15 protein-coding genes and 2 pseudogenes are annotated in these 16,593 nt (G+C 67.6%); 2 read left to right on the top strand and 15 right to left on the bottom strand.

Features of this window, described 5'->3' with window-relative positions; all coding sequences use genetic code 11:
- Positions 1–18: 18 nt before the first annotated feature.
- The 9 genes and pseudogenes from A4W93_RS30830 to A4W93_RS18340 all read right to left on the bottom strand — a co-directional run.
- Positions 19–1,170, bottom strand: a pseudogene (locus A4W93_RS30830) (methyl-accepting chemotaxis protein); the annotation flags it as partial.
- A gap of 270 nt (positions 1,171–1,440) precedes the next feature.
- Positions 1,441–1,983 (bottom strand): annotated as a pseudogene (locus tag A4W93_RS30825) (MCP four helix bundle domain-containing protein); the annotation flags it as partial.
- Positions 1,984–2,042: 59 nt separating this feature from the next.
- Positions 2,043–3,875 (bottom strand): methyl-accepting chemotaxis protein, encoded by a 1,833-nt coding sequence (locus A4W93_RS18370; RefSeq protein WP_085751984.1) that lies wholly within the window; start codon positions 3,873–3,875, stop codon positions 2,043–2,045.
- 31 nt (positions 3,876–3,906) lie between these two features.
- Positions 3,907–4,461 (bottom strand): chemotaxis protein CheW, encoded by a 555-nt coding sequence (locus tag A4W93_RS18365; protein ID WP_085751983.1) that lies wholly within the window; start codon positions 4,459–4,461, stop codon positions 3,907–3,909.
- A gap of 16 nt (positions 4,462–4,477) precedes the next feature.
- Positions 4,478–6,151: a methyl-accepting chemotaxis protein gene (locus A4W93_RS18360; RefSeq protein ID WP_085751982.1), complete on the bottom strand. Its 1,674-nt coding sequence runs from the start codon at positions 6,149–6,151 to the stop codon at positions 4,478–4,480.
- A gap of 71 nt (positions 6,152–6,222) precedes the next feature.
- The gene (locus tag A4W93_RS18355; RefSeq protein WP_085751981.1) at positions 6,223–8,370 is read right to left on the bottom strand and encodes a chemotaxis protein CheA; all 2,148 of its coding nucleotides are present in this window, start codon (positions 8,368–8,370) and stop codon (positions 6,223–6,225) included.
- A gap of 31 nt (positions 8,371–8,401) precedes the next feature.
- Positions 8,402–8,692 carry an STAS domain-containing protein gene (locus A4W93_RS18350; protein WP_085751980.1) on the bottom strand — a complete coding sequence of 97 codons (291 nt, stop codon included), beginning with the start codon at positions 8,690–8,692 and terminating at the stop codon, positions 8,402–8,404.
- Positions 8,693–8,705: 13 nt separating this feature from the next.
- A complete protein-coding gene (locus tag A4W93_RS18345; RefSeq protein ID WP_085751979.1) occupies positions 8,706–9,074 on the bottom strand; it encodes a response regulator in 369 nt (122 codons plus the stop codon).
- A gap of 34 nt (positions 9,075–9,108) precedes the next feature.
- On the bottom strand, positions 9,109–10,314 hold the full coding sequence (locus A4W93_RS18340; protein ID WP_157782186.1) for a methyl-accepting chemotaxis protein: 1,206 nt from the start codon (positions 10,312–10,314) through the stop codon (positions 9,109–9,111).
- 197 nt (positions 10,315–10,511) lie between these two features.
- Here A4W93_RS18340 and A4W93_RS18335 point away from each other — a divergent pair, with 197 nt between their 5' ends.
- The gene (locus A4W93_RS18335) at positions 10,512–10,949 is read left to right on the top strand and encodes a carboxypeptidase regulatory-like domain-containing protein (RefSeq protein WP_085751977.1); all 438 of its coding nucleotides are present in this window, start codon (positions 10,512–10,514) and stop codon (positions 10,947–10,949) included.
- 7 nt (positions 10,950–10,956) lie between these two features.
- Here the strand turns inward: A4W93_RS18335 and A4W93_RS18330 are convergent, their stop codons facing one another.
- From A4W93_RS18330 to A4W93_RS18315, 4 genes are read right to left on the bottom strand one after another with little or no spacing between them, the layout of a single operon-like run.
- Positions 10,957–11,421: a VOC family protein gene (locus A4W93_RS18330; protein WP_085751976.1), complete on the bottom strand. Its 465-nt coding sequence runs from the start codon at positions 11,419–11,421 to the stop codon at positions 10,957–10,959.
- Between the two features lie 30 nt (positions 11,422–11,451).
- Positions 11,452–12,294 (bottom strand): helix-turn-helix domain-containing protein, encoded by an 843-nt coding sequence (locus tag A4W93_RS18325; RefSeq protein ID WP_085751975.1) that lies wholly within the window; start codon positions 12,292–12,294, stop codon positions 11,452–11,454.
- Between the two features lie 19 nt (positions 12,295–12,313).
- A complete protein-coding gene (gene argF, locus A4W93_RS18320) occupies positions 12,314–13,246 on the bottom strand; it encodes an ornithine carbamoyltransferase (protein WP_085751974.1) in 933 nt (310 codons plus the stop codon).
- Entirely contained in the window at positions 13,243–14,454 is a 1,212-nt protein-coding gene (locus A4W93_RS18315; RefSeq protein ID WP_085751973.1) for an aspartate aminotransferase family protein, read from the bottom strand. Before A4W93_RS18315 ends, argF begins: the two co-directional genes overlap by 4 nt.
- Positions 14,455–14,693: 239 nt before the next feature.
- Here A4W93_RS18315 and A4W93_RS18310 point away from each other — a divergent pair, with 239 nt between their 5' ends.
- Positions 14,694–15,032, top strand: coding sequence for a DUF3579 domain-containing protein (locus A4W93_RS18310; protein WP_085751972.1), 339 nt, complete (start codon positions 14,694–14,696; stop codon positions 15,030–15,032).
- Positions 15,033–15,045: 13 nt separating this feature from the next.
- Here A4W93_RS18310 and A4W93_RS18305 read toward each other — a convergent pair whose 3' ends face one another.
- Entirely contained in the window at positions 15,046–16,059 is a 1,014-nt protein-coding gene (locus tag A4W93_RS18305) for a DUF1254 domain-containing protein (RefSeq protein ID WP_085751971.1), read from the bottom strand.
- A gap of 171 nt (positions 16,060–16,230) precedes the next feature.
- On the bottom strand, positions 16,231–16,527 hold the full coding sequence (rpsT, locus tag A4W93_RS18300; protein WP_085751970.1) for a 30S ribosomal protein S20: 297 nt from the start codon (positions 16,525–16,527) through the stop codon (positions 16,231–16,233).
- Between the last annotated feature and the right edge of the window lie 66 nt (positions 16,528–16,593).

Here is a 16,593-nt window from a genome sequence, read left to right as displayed (position 1 = left end):
GTCGGACGGACAGCGGGATCAGAAGCGGGCGAACTGGCTCTCGTCGAGCGCCGCGCCCGGGTTCAGGGCGAAGCCGTTCGTGCCGTTGTTCGACGGCGAGGCCTTCTTCGCGTGCACCTTCGACGGCGGCGCGATCACGCTGCGCTGGCTGGCGCGCGAGGTCGTCGCGCGGGGCGCGATCGACGGCGCGGCGCTGTGGCCCAGCTTGAAGAACGACATCGTCTGCTGCAGCTGCTCGGCCTGGCTGCTCATCTCCTCCGAGGTGGCGGCCAGCTCTTCCGAGCTGGAGGCGTTCTGCTGCGTCGTCTGGCTCAGCTGGTTGACGGCGGCGTTGATCTGGCTGACGCCCGAGCTCTGCTCTTCCGACGCGGCGGTGATCTCCTGCACGAGGTCGGACGTCTTCTTGATGTTCGGCACGATCTGGTCGAGGAGCTTGCCGGCACGTTCGGCCAGCTCGACGCTGGAGCCGGCGACGGTGCCGATCTCCTGCGCGGCCACCTGGCTGCGTTCGGCGAGCTTGCGCACCTCGGCGGCGACCACCGCGAAGCCCTTGCCGTGTTCGCCGGCACGGGCCGCTTCGATCGCGGCGTTCAGCGCGAGGAGGTTGGTCTGGTAGGCGATGTCGTCGATGATGCCGATCTTCTGGGCGATCTGCTTCATCGCGGCCACCGTGGCCTTCACGGCCTCGCCCCCTTCGGTGGCTTCGGACGCGGCCTTCGTGGCCATGCCGTCGGTGACCTTGGCGTTTTCGGTGTTCTGCGAGATGGAGGCGGTCATCTGTTCGATGGACGCGCTGGTCTCTTCGACGCCGGCGGCCTGCTCGCTGGCGGCCTGCGACAGCGACTGCGCCGTGGCGCTCACCTCTTCGGAGGCACCGGCCAGGGCTTCGGCACCCGAGTTCACTTCCGTCACCACCTGCGACAGCTTGGCCACGGTGTTGTTGACGAACTCCTTCATCTGGCCGAAGGCGCCTTCGTAGTCGTTGTCGATCGTGCGGGTCAGGTCGCCTTCGGAGACCGCGCCCATCACGCGCACCACGTCGTCGACGCTGGCGCCGGTGGTGGACACCAGCGCGTTCAGGCCGTCGCCCATCTCCTTCTGGAAGCCCTGCAGGCCGGTGACGTCCATGCGCGCCTCGAAGTTGCCGCGGTTGGCGGCGGCCACGACTTCGCGCTGGCCGGCGATCACCTGCTGCAGGCGGCCCACCATCTGCTTGACGGCGTAGAGCATGCTGGTGGTGTCGCCGTTGCGGATCACCACGTCGGAGGACAGGTCGCCGTCGGCCACCTTGTGCAGCAGCGCCGCGGCGTAGTCGGGTTCACCGCCGAGCTGGCGGCCGATGATGCGGGTCACGATCAGGCCGAGGGCCACGGCGAGCAGCACCGAGGCGGCGATCACGGCGGCCATCAGCCAGCGGGCTTCGGCGACCGATTTCGCGCCGTTCTCGTTCGTGGCCTTGGCCTGGGCCGTCAGCTCGTCGATGATGCCGTTCATGGTCTTCTCGAGACCGTTGATGGCCTTGCGGGCGTCGCCGTTGCTGAGGTCGGCGGCGGCGTCGTACTTGCCGTCGATGGACAGCTGGGCCACCTTGTCGTTCAGCGCGAGGTAGGTCGGCAGCTGGGCGTCGAGCTCCTTGACGAGCGCGGCTTCCGTCTCGCTCAGCGAGGTGGCGCGGTAGCTCTTCATCGCGGCATGGAACTTCTCCATGTGGACGGCGGCGCGCTTGACGGCGTCCTTCGCGTCGTCCGCATCCTTCGTGGCCGGCAGGCGCACGTAGGCGCGCGAATGCGCGGTCAGCCGGGCCGAGGCCTCCGAGACGTCCTGCATCGGCAGGATGTTGTTCGCGTAGGTGTCCTGCAGCATGTCACCGAGGTGGGACATCTTCAGCATCGCGTAGCCGCCGACGGCCGCGGTGATGGCCGAGCAGATCAGGAAAGTCAGCAGAAGCTTGTGCGCCAGCTTCAATCGCAGGAACCAATTCATGGGGGCCTATCCTTCTTCGTGGTGCTTGTGTTATCGGCCTGCGGCTGGCGGTCCGCAGGTCAGAACTTCGTGAACAGTGCGTCGTCCGGCGCCGACACACCGCCGCTGAACGCCATCGCGGGGTTCAGTGCGTAGCCACCGGCGGAGGTGCGTTTCGCGGCCGCGGCGGCCTTGCGGGCCGGACGGGAGATATGGGCGGACGGCGCACGCGGCGTCGGTGCCGGGGCGGCCACCGGTGCATGGGCACCGAGCACACCCAGCTTGAAGAACGACATCGCCTGCTGCAGTTGCTCGGCTTGGCTACTCATCTCTTCCGAGGTGGCGGCCAGTTCTTCCGAGCTGGAGGCGTTCTGCTGCGTCGTCTGGCTGAGCTGGCTGACGGCGGCGTTGATCTGGCCCACGCCGGAGGTCTGTTCCTCGGACGCGGCGGTGATCTCCTGGACGAGGTCGGACGTCTTCTTGATGTTCGGCACGATCTCGTCGAGCAGCTTGCCGGCGCGTTCGGCCAGTTCGACGCTGGAGCCGGCGACGGTGCCGATCTCCTGCGCGGCCACCTGGCTGCGCTCGGCGAGCTTGCGCACCTCGGCGGCGACCACCGCGAAGCCCTTGCCGTGTTCGCCGGCGCGGGCCGCCTCGATCGCGGCGTTCAGCGCGAGCAGGTTGGTCTGGTAGGCGATGTCGTCGATGATGCCGATCTTCTGGGCGATCTGCTTCATCGCAGCGACGGTGGCCTTCACGGCCTCGCCGCCTTCGGCCGCCTCGGCGGCGGCCTTCGTGGCCATGCCGTCGGTGATGCGGGCGTTCTCGGTGTTCTGCGAGATCGACGCGGTCATCTGCTCGATGGACGCGCTCGTCTCCTCGACGCCGGCGGCCTGCTCGCTCGAGGCTTGCGACAGCGACTGGGCCGTCGCGCTCACCTCTTCGGACGCACCGGCCAGCGCCTCGGCACCGGAGTTCACTTCCGTCACCACCTGCGACAGCTTGGCCACGGTGTTGTTGACGTAGGACTTCATGTCGGCGAACGAGCCCTGGTAGTCCTTGTCGATGGTCTGGGTCAGGTCGCCCTGGGCCATCGCGCCCATCACGCGAACCACGTCGTTGATGCTGTCGCCGGCCGATTCGACCATCTGGCGCACGGTGTAGAGCATGCTCGTGGTGTCGCCGGGAGCGGTGCGCACGTCGACGGTGAAGTCGCCCACGGCCACCTGTTCCAGCACCTCGGCGGCGTACGACGGTTCACCGCCCAGCAGCTTGAGCAGGCCGCGCGTGATCACGAAGGCGATCACCGCGCCGACCAGGATCGCCAGCACGGACAGGCCGATCACGAGGTTGCGCGTCTGCACGTAGGTCTCGACGGCCTGGTCGCCGGCTTCCTTCATCTGTTCGGTGACGTAGTCTCCGAGCGCGTCGGCGGCGGCCATGTAGGCGTCGTTCACCGGGGCGAAGTCGCTTTTCATGTACTCGATGGCACGGGCGCGGTCGGTGCGGGCCAGTTCGTAGATGCGGTCGTACTTCGGGGCCAGCAGCTGGCGCTTGTCCTGCATCTCCTTGAGCAGCTGGCGCGATCGTTCGGCGACGAGTACCTCGTCCAGCTTCTTGACCATCTCGGCGTTGCGCGCGCGGCGCCGTTCCACGTCGGCCTTGAGGGTGTCCGCCTCGCTCTCGTTCGAGGCGATCAGCATGCCGCGCAGCAGGCGGCCGTTGTGGATCGCGTTCTTGATGATCTCGTCGGACATCTGCACCTTCGGGTACCGGTCCTCCATGATCAAGGTCGTGGCGCTGCTGACGGTCGACAGGCGCAACACGCTCAGGACGGAGATGACGATCAGCAGGAACAGCACGACACCGAAGCCGAGGCTCAGGCGCGTGGCGACTTTGAGGTTGGAGAACATTTTTCTGGCCTTTCCCTGGGGTGCTTGGCGGTCAGAGGTGTTGACCGTTTTCCTTCGTGGCCGCGGTGGCGGCCTGGAGGTCGTCGATCGACAGGACCTGGTGGACGTTGAGCAGGATGACGAACTTGCCCTTGACCTTGCCCATGCCCTGGATGAAGTCGGTGCGGATGTTCGCGCCGAAGGACGGGGGCGGTTCGATGTCGGCGGCGTCGATGTCGAGCACTTCGTTGACGGCATCGACGACCACGCCGATCACCTGGCGCTCCTCGTCGGCCTCGATCTCGACGATCACGATGCAGGTGCGCTTGGTGACCTCGCTCGAGGGCCGGCCGAAGCGGGCCAGCAGGTCCATCACGGGCACGACGGCGCCGCGCAGGTTGATCACGCCGCGCACGCTGGCCGGCATCATCGGCACCTCGGTCAGCGTGTGGTACTCGATGATCTCCTTGATCGACAGGATGCCGATCGCGAACGATTCGCCCGCGAGCTGGAAGGTCAGGTACTGGGTGGGTTCCTCGCGCACGGCCACGGCATGCGTCGGGGCCACGGCGGGCAGGTGGGGGCGGGTCTGGACCACGGCGTTCATGGACAACTCCTGAAGCTTAGAACTTGGAGAACTGGGATTCGTCGAGGGCATCGGCACCCGCGACCGCGAGGCCGCGGCCGAGGTCGAAGCCGCCGGAGCGGCCCGAGGCGGCCTTCGGCGCCGGGGCGCGCACGGCCTTCGGGGCGGCACGGCGCACCGGCGTGTGCGCTGCACCGCCGTGACCGAGCTTGAAGAACGACATCGTCTGTTGCAGCTGTTCGGCCTGGCTGCTCATCTCTTCCGAGGTGGCGGCCAGCTCTTCCGAGCTGGAGGCGTTCTGCTGCGTCGTCTGGCTCAGCTGGGCGACGGCGGCGTTGATCTGGCCGACGCCGGAGGTCTGTTCCTCGGACGCGGCGGTGATCTCCTGCACCAGGTCCGACGTCTTCTTGATGTTCGGGACGATCTGGTCGAGCAGCTTGCCGGCGCGTTCGGCCAGTTCGACGCTGGAGCCGGCGACGGTGCCGATCTCCTGCGCGGCCACCTGGCTGCGTTCGGCGAGCTTGCGCACCTCGGCGGCGACCACCGCGAAGCCCTTGCCGTGTTCGCCGGCACGGGCGGCTTCGATCGCGGCGTTCAGCGCGAGCAGGTTGGTCTGGTACGCGATGTCGTCGATGATGCCGATCTTCTGGGCGATCTGCTTCATCGCGGTGACCGTGGCCTTCACCGCGTCACCGCCTTCGGTGGCTTCGGTGGCGGCCTTGGTGGCCATGCCGTCGGTGACCTTGGCGTTTTCGGTGTTCTGCGAGATGGAGGCGGTCATCTGTTCGATGGACGCGCTGGTCTCTTCGACGCCGGCGGCCTGCTCGCTGGCGGCCTGCGACAGCGACTGCGCCGTGGCGCTCACCTCTTCGGACGCACCGGCCAGCGCCTCGGCACCGGCGTTCACCTCGGTGACCACCTGCGACAGGCGGGTGACCATGTTCTGCATCGACGACAGCAGCTGGGCCGTCTCGTCCTTGCCGCGCACGTCGACGCGCACGGTCAGGTCGCCCTGGGCCAGCTGGTCGGCCACGTGGACGGCCTGCTGCAGCGGACGGGTCACGCTCAGCGTGACGAGCAGCGCGATGCCGATCGACAGCGCCACGGCGACACCGCCCAGCAGCAGCATCGTGCGGCGCGCGTCGATGTAGGAGGCCGCGGCCTCCTTGGCGAGCGACTGGCTGAGCTTCGTCTCGTGTTCGAGCAGGTCGTTGGCGGCCTTGCGCCATTGCGACACGACCGGGCTCAGGTCGCCGTAGAGGAGGGCGGTGGCTTCCGCGTTCTTGTTGGCCTCGCCGAACTCGGCGACCTTGACCATCATCGCGATGCCCGTGCGGGACGTCTCGCGGATCTTCTGGAACAGCGCCTTTTCCTCGTCGCCGGCGCCGTGCTCGGACTGCAGCTTCTCGACGCGGGCCTCGGCGGCGGCGTACTCGGTCACCAGTTCCTTGAATCGGGCCTGCTGCGCGCGCAGTTCGGCGGGTTCCGTGCGGATGATCAGGGTGCGCAGCGTGGAGCCCATCGCGAACGGGATCAGCTTGATCTCGTTGACGGCGTCGACCTTGACGTTCTGCACGTCGGTGATGTCCGACGTCTTGGCCGAGATGTCGGCCAGGCGCGTGACGCCGAGCCACACGATGGCAGCGATGACGAGGGCCACCAGCGCGAAGCCGAGGCCGAGGCGGGTGCCGATCTTGAGATTTCCGAACATGGGGTGGATCCTTGCCGATGTGACGAGCCGGGTATCGGCGAAATAACAGGGGTAAAGCGGGGGAGAGGGGGTCAGACCGCCACGGGTCGGTCGGTGGCGTTCGGGAACTGGGCCTGTTCCATCAGCACGGGCACGTCCAGGATCAGCGCGACGTCGCCGCTGCCGAGGATGCTCGAACCGCTGATGCCCTTGACCTGGGCGAACATCTTCGAGAGCGGCTTGATGACGGTCTGGGCCTCGCCCAGCAGCGTGTCGACCACGAGGCCGAACTTCTGGCTGCCGTGCTTGACGACGACGATGTTCTGGCGCGCCGACGGCGTGCCGGGCACCTCGAACAGGTCGCGCAGGCGGATGAACGGGAGCACCTGGCCGCGCAGGTCGGTGTAGTCGTGGCCTTCCTCGGCGTTGAACTCGACGCACTCGTCGACCATGTCGAGCGGCACGACGAACACCGACTTGCCGACCCCCACCTGGAAGCCGTTGATGATGGCGAGCGTGAGCGGCAGGCGCACGGTGACCGTGGTGCCGAGGCCGGGCTGGCTCGCGATCTCGACGCTGCCGCGCAGCGCGACGATGTTGCGCTTGACCACGTCCATGCCCACGCCGCGGCCCGACAGGTTCGTCACCTTCTCGGCCGTGGAGAACCCGGGTTCGAAGATCAGCGCGTAGGTTTCCGAATCGGTCAGCACGCGGCCGGGTTCGATGAGGCCGCGTTCGACGGCCTTCGCGAGGATCTTCTCGCGGTTCAGACCACCGCCGTCGTCACCGACCTCGATCACGATGCTGCCCGAGTCGTGGTACGCGTTGAGCGAAACCGTGCCCTGCGCCGGCTTGCCGCGCTGCGCGCGCAGCTCGGGCGAGTCGATGCCGTGGTCCATCGCGTTGCGCACGAGGTGGGTCAGCGGGTCGCCGATCTTCTCGACGACGGTCTTGTCGAGTTCGGTGTCCTCGCCGTTGACGACGAGGGCGATGTCCTTGCCGATCTCGCGCGAGACGTCGTGCACCACGCGCTGGAAGCGGTTGAAGGTGGCGCCGATCTTGACCATGCGCAGCTGCAGCGCGCTGTCGCGCACCTGCTCCACGAGGCCCGACAGCGTCGAGTGGCATTCCTGCAGCTCGATGTTGCGCGTGCGGCGCGACAGCAGGTTCGCACCGGCCGACGCGATGATGAGTTCACCGACGAGGTTGATCAGCTGGTCGAGCTTCTCGGCGTCGACGCGGATGGACTGGCTCTCGGCGGTCTTGGCGTCCTTGACGCGCTTCTGCTTCTCGAGCGCGGCGGCGACGACCGGCGCGGCGACGGCACCCTGCTCGACGAGGATCGAGCCGATGGGCGAGGCCTCGGGCTGGCGCTGCTCCTGCACGTCGAGGGCGGCGGCCAGTTCGTGGGCGGTGATGGTGCCGCAGCGAACGAGCATCTCGCCGAGGCGGGCCGACTCTTCCGGCTGGCGGCGGATCAAGTCGATGTAGTCGGCCGAACGGCTGTTCGGCGGGAGGATGTTCAGCGTGCAGTCGTCGAGCACGAAGTCGAACACGTTCTCGATGGCGGCCTTGTCGGCCTGGCTGCGGAACGCGATCTCGAAGCCGAGGTAGTTGGACTCGGGGTCCATCGCGTCGGCGTCGGGCAGTTTGTCGGTCAGCGTCACGATGCCGGTGACGGTGCCGAGCGTGCCGAGGAAGCGGATGAACGACACGGGGTCCATGCCGTTGCGCAGCACGTCGGGGCCGAAGCGCACCGAGATGTGCCACAGGTCGTTGCCGGACCCCTCCGTCGGGGCGACACGTTCGAACGAGGCGTCGGCTTCGGTCACGGCCACCGGGCCGGTGCCGAGGTACACGCGCAGGCGTTCGGTGAGCGGTGCGCCGCGGGCGAGCAGTTCGTCGTCGGCGCTCTGGCCGGGGTTCGATTCGACGGCGTCGATCAGCGCGCCGATGTGGTCGCCGCAGGACAGCAGCAGGGCCACCATCGGCTCGTCGACCTGCAGCTTGCCGTCGCGCACATCGTCGAGCACGCTCTCGACCACGTGGGTGAAGCTCACCACGTCGTCCAGGCCGAACAGGCCGGCCGAGCCCTTGATGGTGTGGGCGGCGCGGAAGATGGCGCCGATGGTTTCGGTGGTGTCGCTCTCCTGCCCGATGCCGAGCAGGGAGGACTCCATCTGTTCGAGCAGCTCCCGGCTTTCGGCGAAGAAAGTCGACAGGGCGTCGTCCATGTTCATGGTGCGGGTCTTTCGGGGAGAACGGGCCGGGTCAGGCGGGGAGGACGATGGGGTCGCCGAAGTGCTGGGAGAGGTCGAGCAGTTCGAACACGTCGAGCACCGGGGCGCTGTGGCCGGTGAGGCGCAGCGTGTGGCCGGTGGCGGTGGCGGCGCGCTTGGCGAGCATCAGCAGCTGCACCCCGGCGGTGTCGAATTCCTCGACGGCGGAGAGGTCGATCTCGAGGGTGTCGTTCGCCGCGACGGCGGCGAGCAGCGTGTCCTTGAGTTCGGCGGCGCGGTAGATCGTCAGCTCGCCTTCGATGCGCAGGGGAGAGGTGGACATGCCGGTCTCCCGATCAGGGCAGCACGAGCTTCTGCACCACGCCCAGCAGCTGGTCGGGCTTGAAGGGCTTGACGATCCACGCCTTCGCGCCGGCTTCCTGGCCTTCCTTCTTCTTCGACTCCTGCGACTCGGTGGTGAGCATCACGATGGGCGTGAACTTGTACGCCGCCATCTGCTTGACCGCCTTCACGAACGAGATGCCGTCCATGTTGGGCATGTTCACGTCGCTGATGATCAGGTGCACCTTCTGGCCCTTGAGCTTCGACAGCGCGTCCTTGCCGTCGCAGCCTTCCGTCACCTCGTAGCCCGCGTTGCGCAGGGAAATGCTGACGACCTGGCGCACGGAGGCGGAGTCGTCGACGATCAGGATGCTCTTGGCCATGGGGTTCTTCTCCGCTGGGGCTTGTCAGTGAAAATCAAAAGAAGGTGATCTCTTCGTCGGCGGGCGCCTTGACGCTGCCGCCGCCGTGGGTGGTGTGTTCCTCGGCCATCGCGTACGTCTTCTTCAGCGCTTCGAGCAGCGCGGCCGTGTCGACGGGGCGCAGTTCGCCATCGCGCTCGAAGGCCTCGCGGCCGGCCGTGAGTTCGGCGGGCAGCTGGTCCATGTTCTGGCGCACGTGCGACATCACCTGGCTCACGCGGTCCTGGAACTGCAGCTGCACGAGGGCTTCGCAGATCTCGGCCTGGATGCCCACGCTCTCGCGCTTGAGCACGTCGGCCGATTCGACCAGCGCGTCGGTGACGCCGTGGAAGCCGGAGAGCACGGTGTTGATCGAGTTCTCGCAGTTCGTGATCGAGGCGGCCTCGCGCGTGGCCGAGGCTTCGGCGCTGCGGCGGGCGTTGGCGATGGCCTCGCCCACGAGGTTGACCTTGTCGGTCATGCGGCGGCCCGTTTCGCCGGACATCGCGGAGAGCTTGCGCACTTCCTGCGCGAGCACCGAGAAGCCGCGGCCGGTCTCGCCCGCGTGCGCGGCCTCGATGGCGGCGTTGATCGCGAGCAGGTTGGTCTGGGAGGCGATGTTCGCCACTTCGGCGGCCATCTGCTGGAGTTCGGCGACGAAGCGGCCGAGGTTCTGCACCTCCTGGTGCATTGCGCCGTTGCTGTCCATCGCGGCGCGCAGCGACTCGAGCACCGCGTTGAGTTCGCGCGTGCTGCGATCGAACACGGCGACGAGACCCTGGTCGGCGCCTTCGTTCGCTTCGGTCGCCACGGCGGACGCCTTCATGGCTTGGTCGAGGCGGTCGACGATGCCGCCGAACCGCGCGCTCAGCTCGGAGATCGCGCTCTCCATCTGTTGGCGCGAGCTCTCGATGTGGCCGCCCCACACGGGGAGCAGGTCGCGACCGAGGTTCTCGTTCTCCCGCACGAAGTTCGCGGTGGCATCGCGCTGGCGGCGTTCGTGCGCGGCGCGCTGCCGATCGAACACGAAGCCGGCCGCGACGAGCACGCCACCACCAGCCAGTGCCCAGCCGTTCCAGCCGCTGGCCGCCCACGTGGACAGCCCGCCGGCCGCGCCGAGCAGGGAGCAGGACAGCCCGCGCAACGAAGTCGCACCGAGCCGCAAGCGGCCGGGAAGGGCCGACGTCGACCCGGAGGCCGTGGAGAGGGTGATGGAGGACATGCCGGACTTATCGACCGGACGGTCTGAAAGATGAGCGGGAACTGCCGGGTAAACCCAGGCCATCTGTGAAATGGCGCAGCATTTCGCGTAAGAGAATGTGTGGGCCGGCCGTAGGAATGGGCCGTGTGTTGTCCGCCGTCATGGAACAGGTCCCTTTGTTCATCGCCTAATGGTCAGGCGACCGAAAAGGAGACCTCATGAACATCCATTCAGTGAAATGCGCCGCGCTGGCCACGGCCCTGGCGTGCATGGCCCATGTCGCGCAGGCCGACGAACTGCTGCCCCTGCCGCCGGCGAAACAATCGGGTGATGTGACGTACACGAGCGGTGGCATCCCCGACGAACAGTTGCCGGCCGTGAAGCAGGCGCGGGCGAGCTACCCGCTCGTGATCGAGCTGTTCCAGAAGAACGGGGCGAAGAACCAGTACACGGCGGACGTGCAGGTGCGCCTGATCGACGCGAAGGGCCAGGTCGTGCTGGACGACAAGTCCGAAGGCCCGTTCTTCCTCGTGAAGCCGGCGCCGGGCACCTACCGGGTGGAGGCCACGTTCAACGGCAGGACGCTCGAGCAGCGCGGCGTGAACGTGGGCGCGAGCGGGTCGAAGCGCGTGGTGTTCGTGTTTCCGCCGTCGTGAGGAGCGCTCAGGGCTCGCCGCCCGCGTTCATCAGCGCCGTGTAGCGACGCTGCATTTCTTCCGGCGTCACCTCCTCGATCGAATGGCCGATCAGCCAGGTGTGCCCGAACGGGTCGCGCAGGCGGCACGACCGTTCGCCGTAGAACTGGTCGGTGGGCGGCATCAGCACGGTGGCGCCCGCGGCCACGGCCCGGGCCACGACGGCGTCGCAGTCGTCGACGTGCAGGTGCACGGAGGCGGCGGTCTCGCCCTCCTTGCCGGGGGCGTTCAGACCGTACTCCGGGTAGGCGTCCGACAGCATCAGCACCGCCGGGCCCAGTTGCACCTCGGCGTGGCCGATGCGCCCCGAGGGCTCGACGAGGCGGAAGCGCTCGACACCGCCGAAGGCGCGCACGCAGAAATCGATGGCGGCCGCGGTGTCGGCCACGCGGAGGTACGAGAAGACCTCATGGATGCGGGAAGGGTTGCTCATCGGCGTCTCCTGGCGTTCCGGTGAAGCCCATCATCGGCCGGCCGGGTCGGTGCGTCTTGGATGTTTTTCAAGCGCCATGTGTTCCGGCTGCTCGGGGCCCAGCGGCCGGTACGCGGACGGCGTGATGCCGGCCAGGCGGCCGAACTCGCGGATCAGGTGGGGCTGGTCGCTGTAGCCGGCGTCGAGCGCGGCTTCGGCCCAGTCCGGCGCGGGTGATGCGGCCACGCGCCGCAGCAGCGTGTGGAAGCGCCGCACGCGCAGGAAACGCTTGGGCGTGAGGCCCGTGGCCTGTTCGAAGCGGGCGATGAACGTGGGCGGCGACAGGCCGCTCGCGCGCTGCACCGGTGTCACGGCCTGTGCGCCGCCACGGAAGGCCCCCAGCACGGCCGTGACGAACGGGTCCGGGGTGGCGCCGGCCAGGCGCTGCAGCAGGTGCTGTTCGAGGCGGCGCAGGCGTTCGTGCACGTCCGGCGCGTGCTGCAGCCAGTCGCGCAGCCGGTGCGACTCGGCGCCCCACACGTCGTCGAGGGCGACGGTGCGGTTGTGCAGTTCGGGCAGGGTGCCGCCGAGGAGCGCGGCCGCACCGCCCGGTCGGAAGTGCACGCCGACGACGCTGGAGGCCCCGCCGGTGCCGCGGACGATGGCACGGTCGTGGGCGCCCTGCACGATGGCGGCGCGGAACACCTGGCCGTCGGGGTCGGTGTCGTGGGCGAAGCGGGTGATCCGGGCGTGCTCGTTCAGCGGGATCACGATGTCCACGCAGCCGGTGGGCAGCTTGCGCTCCCGCGCGTGGGGGAGGGCGCCGCGGTCGCTGGCCCACAGGACAGCCACGAAGGCGTCCAGGGGCGGGGCCGGCACACGCTGGGTCAGCATGCCGGCCTCTCGTCGCTGGTCAGCCGATGCGGCCGATCAGCAGGTACTCCATCAGCGCCTTCTGGGCGTGCATGCGGTTCTCGGCCTCGTCCCAGACGACCGACTGCGGGCCGTCGATGACCTCGGCCTCGACCTCCTCGCCGCGGTGCGCGGGCAGGCAGTGCATGAAGAGGGCGTCGGGCTGGGCCACGGCCATCATCTCGCGGTCGACGCACCAGTCGGCGAAGGCCTTCTTGCGGGCCTCGTTCTCGGCCTCGTAGCCCATGCTGGTCCACACGTCGGTGGTGACCAGGTGGGCGCCGCGGCAGGCGTCGAGCGGGTTCTTGAAGAACTTCACGCACTGCTGGTTGGTGACACCGGCCACCTTGGCGTCGATCTCGTAGCCGCTGGGCGTGCTCACGTGCAGCGTGAAGCCGAGGATGTCGGCGGCCTGCAGCCACGTGTTGGCCATGTTGTTGCCGTCGCCGACCCACGCGACCACCTTGCCCTGGATGGAGCCGCGGTGTTCGATGTACGTGAAGATGTCCGCGAGGATCTGGCAGGGGTGGTACTCGTTCGTGAGGCCGTTGATGACCGGCACGCGCGAGTTGGCCGCGAAGGCCTCGAGCTTGGTCTGCTCGTACGTGCGGATCATCACCAGGTCGACCATGCGGCTGATGACCTTGGCGCTGTCCTCGATGGGTTCGGCGCGGCCGAGCTGGCTGTCGCCGGTGGTGAGGTTCACCACCGAGCCGCCCATCTGGTACATGCCCGCCTCGAAGCTCACGCGGGTGCGTGTGCTCGCCTTCTCGAAGATCATCGCGAGCGTGCGGTCGACGAGGGGCGTGTACTTCTCGTAGTTCTTGAACCGCTGCTTGATGGTGGCGGCGCGCGCGAAGAGGTACGCGTACTCCTCCGCGCGGAGGTTGCTGAACTGCAGGTAGTGCTTGATGAGGCTCATGCCGGGCTTCATGGGGTGGTCTTCGCGAGGAACGACTTGATCAGCGGCACGAGGATGGCCACGATCTGGTCCGCTTCGGCGGCGGTCAGGATGAGCGGCGGCACCAGGCGGATCACCTTGTCGGCGGTGACGCTCAGCAGCAGGCCCGCTTCGGCGGCCTGGCCCAGCAGCTCGTTGCAGGGGCGGGCGAGTTCGATGCCGATCATCATGCCGTGGCCGCGCACCTCGACGAAGCCCTCGACGTTCTTGAGCTCGCGCTTGAGGGTGGTGGACAGCTGGGCGCCCACGGTGGCGGCGTTCGCGAGGAGGTTGTCCTCCTCCATGATGCGGATGGTCTCGACGCCGGCGCGCATGGCGAGCGGGTTGCCGCCAAAGGTGGTGCCGTGGTTGCCCGGGCCGAACACGTTCGCGGCCTTCGGGCCGCACACGATGGCGCCCACCGGCACGCCCGAGCCGAGGCCCTTGGCGAGCGGCATCACGTCGGGCTTGATGCCGGCCCACTGGTGCGCGAACCACTTGCCGGTGCGGCCCATGCCGCACTGCACCTCGTCGAGCATCAGCAGCCAGCCCTTCTCGTCGCACACGCGGCGCACGGCCTGCAGGTATTCGACCGTGGCGGGGTTGATGCCCCCTTCGCCCTGGATGACCTCGAGGAACACGGCCACCACGTTCGGGTTGTCGCGCGCCTGGGCCTCGATGGCGGAGATGTCGTTCAGCGGCACGCGCACGAAGCCTTCCACCAGCGGGCCGAAGCCGGCCTGCACCTTCGGGTTGCCGGTGGCCGACAGCGTGGCGATGGAGCGGCCGTGGAAGGCCTTCTCGTAGACGATGATCTCGGGGCGGTCGATGCCCTTGTCGTGGCCATACTTGCGGGCGATCTTGAGTGCGGCTTCGTTGGCCTCGAGGCCCGTGCTGCAGAAGAAGGCGTTCGCGAGGCCCGACAGCTCGCACAGCTTCGCGGCGAGGGTCTCCTGCAGCGGCACCTGGTAGTAGTTGCAGCTGTGGATCAGCTTGTTGACCTGGTCGTGCAGCGCGGGCACGAGCTTCGGATGGGCGTGGCCCAGCGTGTTCACGGCGATGCCGGCGAGGCCGTCGAGGTACTTCTTGCCGTCGGTGTCCCACACCCACGCGCCTTGCCCGTGAGACAGCGCGAACGGCAGTCGGCCGTAGGTGTTCATCACGTGGGGCGCGGCGTTGGCGGTCTTGGCGGGGGCGGTCATGGCAGAGGGCTCCAAAGAAAACGGCCGGGGCCCTTCGAGGGCCCCGGGAGATTTTTCATTCTAAGGGGCAGTCATGCCCGTTACGACATGCACTGCGTTGGGGTGCGGAGATGCATCGTTGTCATCGCCGATAAAAAATGTGCGTGTGATTCAGCAGGGTACCCGCGGTTGGGTGCTGCTGTGCAGCACAAACCCGGCGACAATGCGGGCTGGAACACAATTCCTCCACCAGCCATTGCATGAGCTCTGCCAAACCCCGCGAAGTCTTCATCCAAGGCGTGACCCAGGACGGCCGTGTTTTCCGACCCAGCGATTGGGCGGAGCGGCTCGCCGGTGCCATGTCGTGCTTCCGCCCCGAAGGGTCGGGGGGCGGCATCGGCGCCTTCATCGGTTATTCGCCTTACTGCGTTCCCCGTGTCATCAACGGCGTGAAGTGTGTCATCGTCAACGAGGCACTGCGTGACGTCGAACTCATGGCGTGGGACTTCGTGATGAACTTCGCCCGCGACAACAACCTGCAGGTCGCCGAGGCCTGCCTGCTGCCCGAGACCGGCTCCGAGCGGCCCAAGGCGGGCTGACCCTTCCGCCGGCTCAGTTCACGGGCCGGGGCGCGGGGAACTGCCACTGCTTGTCGAGAACGGCCTGCTTCGGCCGGTACAGGCGCACCGTGTAGTTCCACCCGTCCACCGTCGGGATGCAGTTGGCCACCTTGCCGTCGCACCCGCCGAACTGGATGGGCACGCTGCCGTCCGCCGCCTTCTTCGCGGTGATGTTGTTGACGGTGTAGGCCCCCGCGGCATTCTTCTCGTAGTAGCCCTTCGCGTTGTAGACGCTCACGGACCAGAAGCCGTCCACCGGCACGTCCTTCACGTCGAGGCGGTACACCGTGCGGCCGTCGTTGCGCTCGGGCGTGACGCTCAGGTAGACCGCATCCTTGTCGGGGTTCCCGCCCCAGCCGGCGGCCGTGCCCAGCAGGTGGTGGATGGGGTTCACCGCTTCGCGGGTGCCGAAGGCCTCCCGGAAGTCGGGCTGCGTCGCGGCGAGCGAGAGCAGAGCGTCGCGCACCTTCTTGTGGCTCCCGGCGTCCCAGGCGGGCATGTCGAGCGAGCCGGTCGCCTTCTGCGACACGGTGATCCGGTCCTGCAGCGCGTGCACCTCGGCGATGTCCTTCGGATCCGCCGGATTCACCAGCGTACGGATGCCCGCGACCACGTAGCGGGTGCCGACGTTCTCCCGGGTCAGCTGCCGGCGGCCTGCGCCGTAGTAGACAGCGGGGGTGTAGTGGTCCTGATTGACCACCTGCAGCGACATGAATCGCCCACCCGCGTCCGGCATCGTGATCTCCACGGGCCCTGCGTCGAGGTCGAAGACGGCGAAGGTGTAGAGGGTGTCCCGGTTCAGGCGGATCACCGTCTGGTTGTCGATCGAAGCGGGTTGGCGCCGGTGCAGCAGCTTGCCGAGTCCGCCTTCCTTCGCCATGTTGCCGATGTACATGTCCGACTCGGCCCGGACGAAGTTGTCGACGTCGACCTTCTGTGGTGCTGGCTGGGCGAACGCAGGGAGGGCGAGGGCGGCGGCGAGGCCGGCGATCCATGGGGTGCGCATGCGAAGCTCCTGGAGGATGAGCGGGTCGGGCCGATCCTATCGATCAGGGTTCAAGGTCACCATTGCACCTTGGTGCACGCCAGACGTGACGAAGCCCGCTGGACGCGGGCTTCATTCAAACAACAAGGCCCGCCGGAGCGGGCCTTGGAGCTTCTACCACCTGGTATTCGATCAGGCCGCGAGAGCCTTGACCTTGGCGGACAGGCGGCTCTTGTGGCGAGCTGCCTTGTTCTTGTGGAACAGACCCTTGTCGGCGACCGAGTCGATCACGCTCTGGGCGGATTGGAAGAGTTCCGTGGCCTTGGCTTTGTCGCCGGCGGCCACAGCCTTCTGGACATTCTTGATGACGGTGCGGAACTTCGAACGCAGGGCCGTGTTGGCGGCGTTCAGTTTCACATCTTGCCGAACGCGCTTGAGGCCAGACGCGATGCGGACAGTCTTTTTCTTAGCTTTGGAAGCGGTTGCCATGCTTTAGCTGTACCCAGGTGGTATGAAGTCCGCCAGTATAGCATTCGCTTCGGGCATAAGACAAAC

Source organism: Piscinibacter gummiphilus, assembly GCF_002116905.1.
GTDB lineage: Bacteria > Pseudomonadota > Gammaproteobacteria > Burkholderiales > Burkholderiaceae_C > Rhizobacter > Rhizobacter gummiphilus.
The sequence above is the reverse complement of the archived record's forward strand: the minus strand, read 5'-3'. Positions and strand labels throughout refer to the sequence as shown.

What these genes read in the sequence shown, in the direction of transcription:
- A4W93_RS18370 (WP_085751984.1), bottom strand. Translation starts at nt 3,875, where the DNA reads ATGTTCTCCAACCTCAAAGTCGCCACGCGCCTGAGCCTCGGCTTCGGT.
- A4W93_RS18365 (WP_085751983.1), bottom strand. Translation starts at nt 4,461, where the DNA reads ATGAACGCCGTGGTCCAGACCCGCCCCCACCTGCCCGCCGTGGCCCCG.
- A4W93_RS18360 (WP_085751982.1), bottom strand. Translation starts at nt 6,151, where the DNA reads ATGTTCGGAAATCTCAAGATCGGCACCCGCCTCGGCCTCGGCTTCGCG.
- A4W93_RS18355 (WP_085751981.1), bottom strand. Translation starts at nt 8,370, where the DNA reads ATGAACATGGACGACGCCCTGTCGACTTTCTTCGCCGAAAGCCGGGAG.
- A4W93_RS18350 (WP_085751980.1), bottom strand. Translation starts at nt 8,692, where the DNA reads ATGTCCACCTCTCCCCTGCGCATCGAAGGCGAGCTGACGATCTACCGC.
- A4W93_RS18345 (WP_085751979.1), bottom strand. Translation starts at nt 9,074, where the DNA reads ATGGCCAAGAGCATCCTGATCGTCGACGACTCCGCCTCCGTGCGCCAG.
- A4W93_RS18340 (WP_157782186.1), bottom strand. Translation starts at nt 10,314, where the DNA reads ATGTCCTCCATCACCCTCTCCACGGCCTCCGGGTCGACGTCGGCCCTT.
- A4W93_RS18335 (WP_085751977.1), top strand. Translation starts at nt 10,512, where the DNA reads ATGAACATCCATTCAGTGAAATGCGCCGCGCTGGCCACGGCCCTGGCG.
- A4W93_RS18330 (WP_085751976.1), bottom strand. Translation starts at nt 11,421, where the DNA reads ATGAGCAACCCTTCCCGCATCCATGAGGTCTTCTCGTACCTCCGCGTG.
- A4W93_RS18325 (WP_085751975.1), bottom strand. Translation starts at nt 12,294, where the DNA reads ATGCTGACCCAGCGTGTGCCGGCCCCGCCCCTGGACGCCTTCGTGGCT.
- argF (WP_085751974.1), bottom strand. Translation starts at nt 13,246, where the DNA reads ATGAAGCCCGGCATGAGCCTCATCAAGCACTACCTGCAGTTCAGCAAC.
- A4W93_RS18315 (WP_085751973.1), bottom strand. Translation starts at nt 14,454, where the DNA reads ATGACCGCCCCCGCCAAGACCGCCAACGCCGCGCCCCACGTGATGAAC.
- A4W93_RS18310 (WP_085751972.1), top strand. Translation starts at nt 14,694, where the DNA reads ATGAGCTCTGCCAAACCCCGCGAAGTCTTCATCCAAGGCGTGACCCAG.
- A4W93_RS18305 (WP_085751971.1), bottom strand. Translation starts at nt 16,059, where the DNA reads ATGCGCACCCCATGGATCGCCGGCCTCGCCGCCGCCCTCGCCCTCCCT.
- rpsT (WP_085751970.1), bottom strand. Translation starts at nt 16,527, where the DNA reads ATGGCAACCGCTTCCAAAGCTAAGAAAAAGACTGTCCGCATCGCGTCT.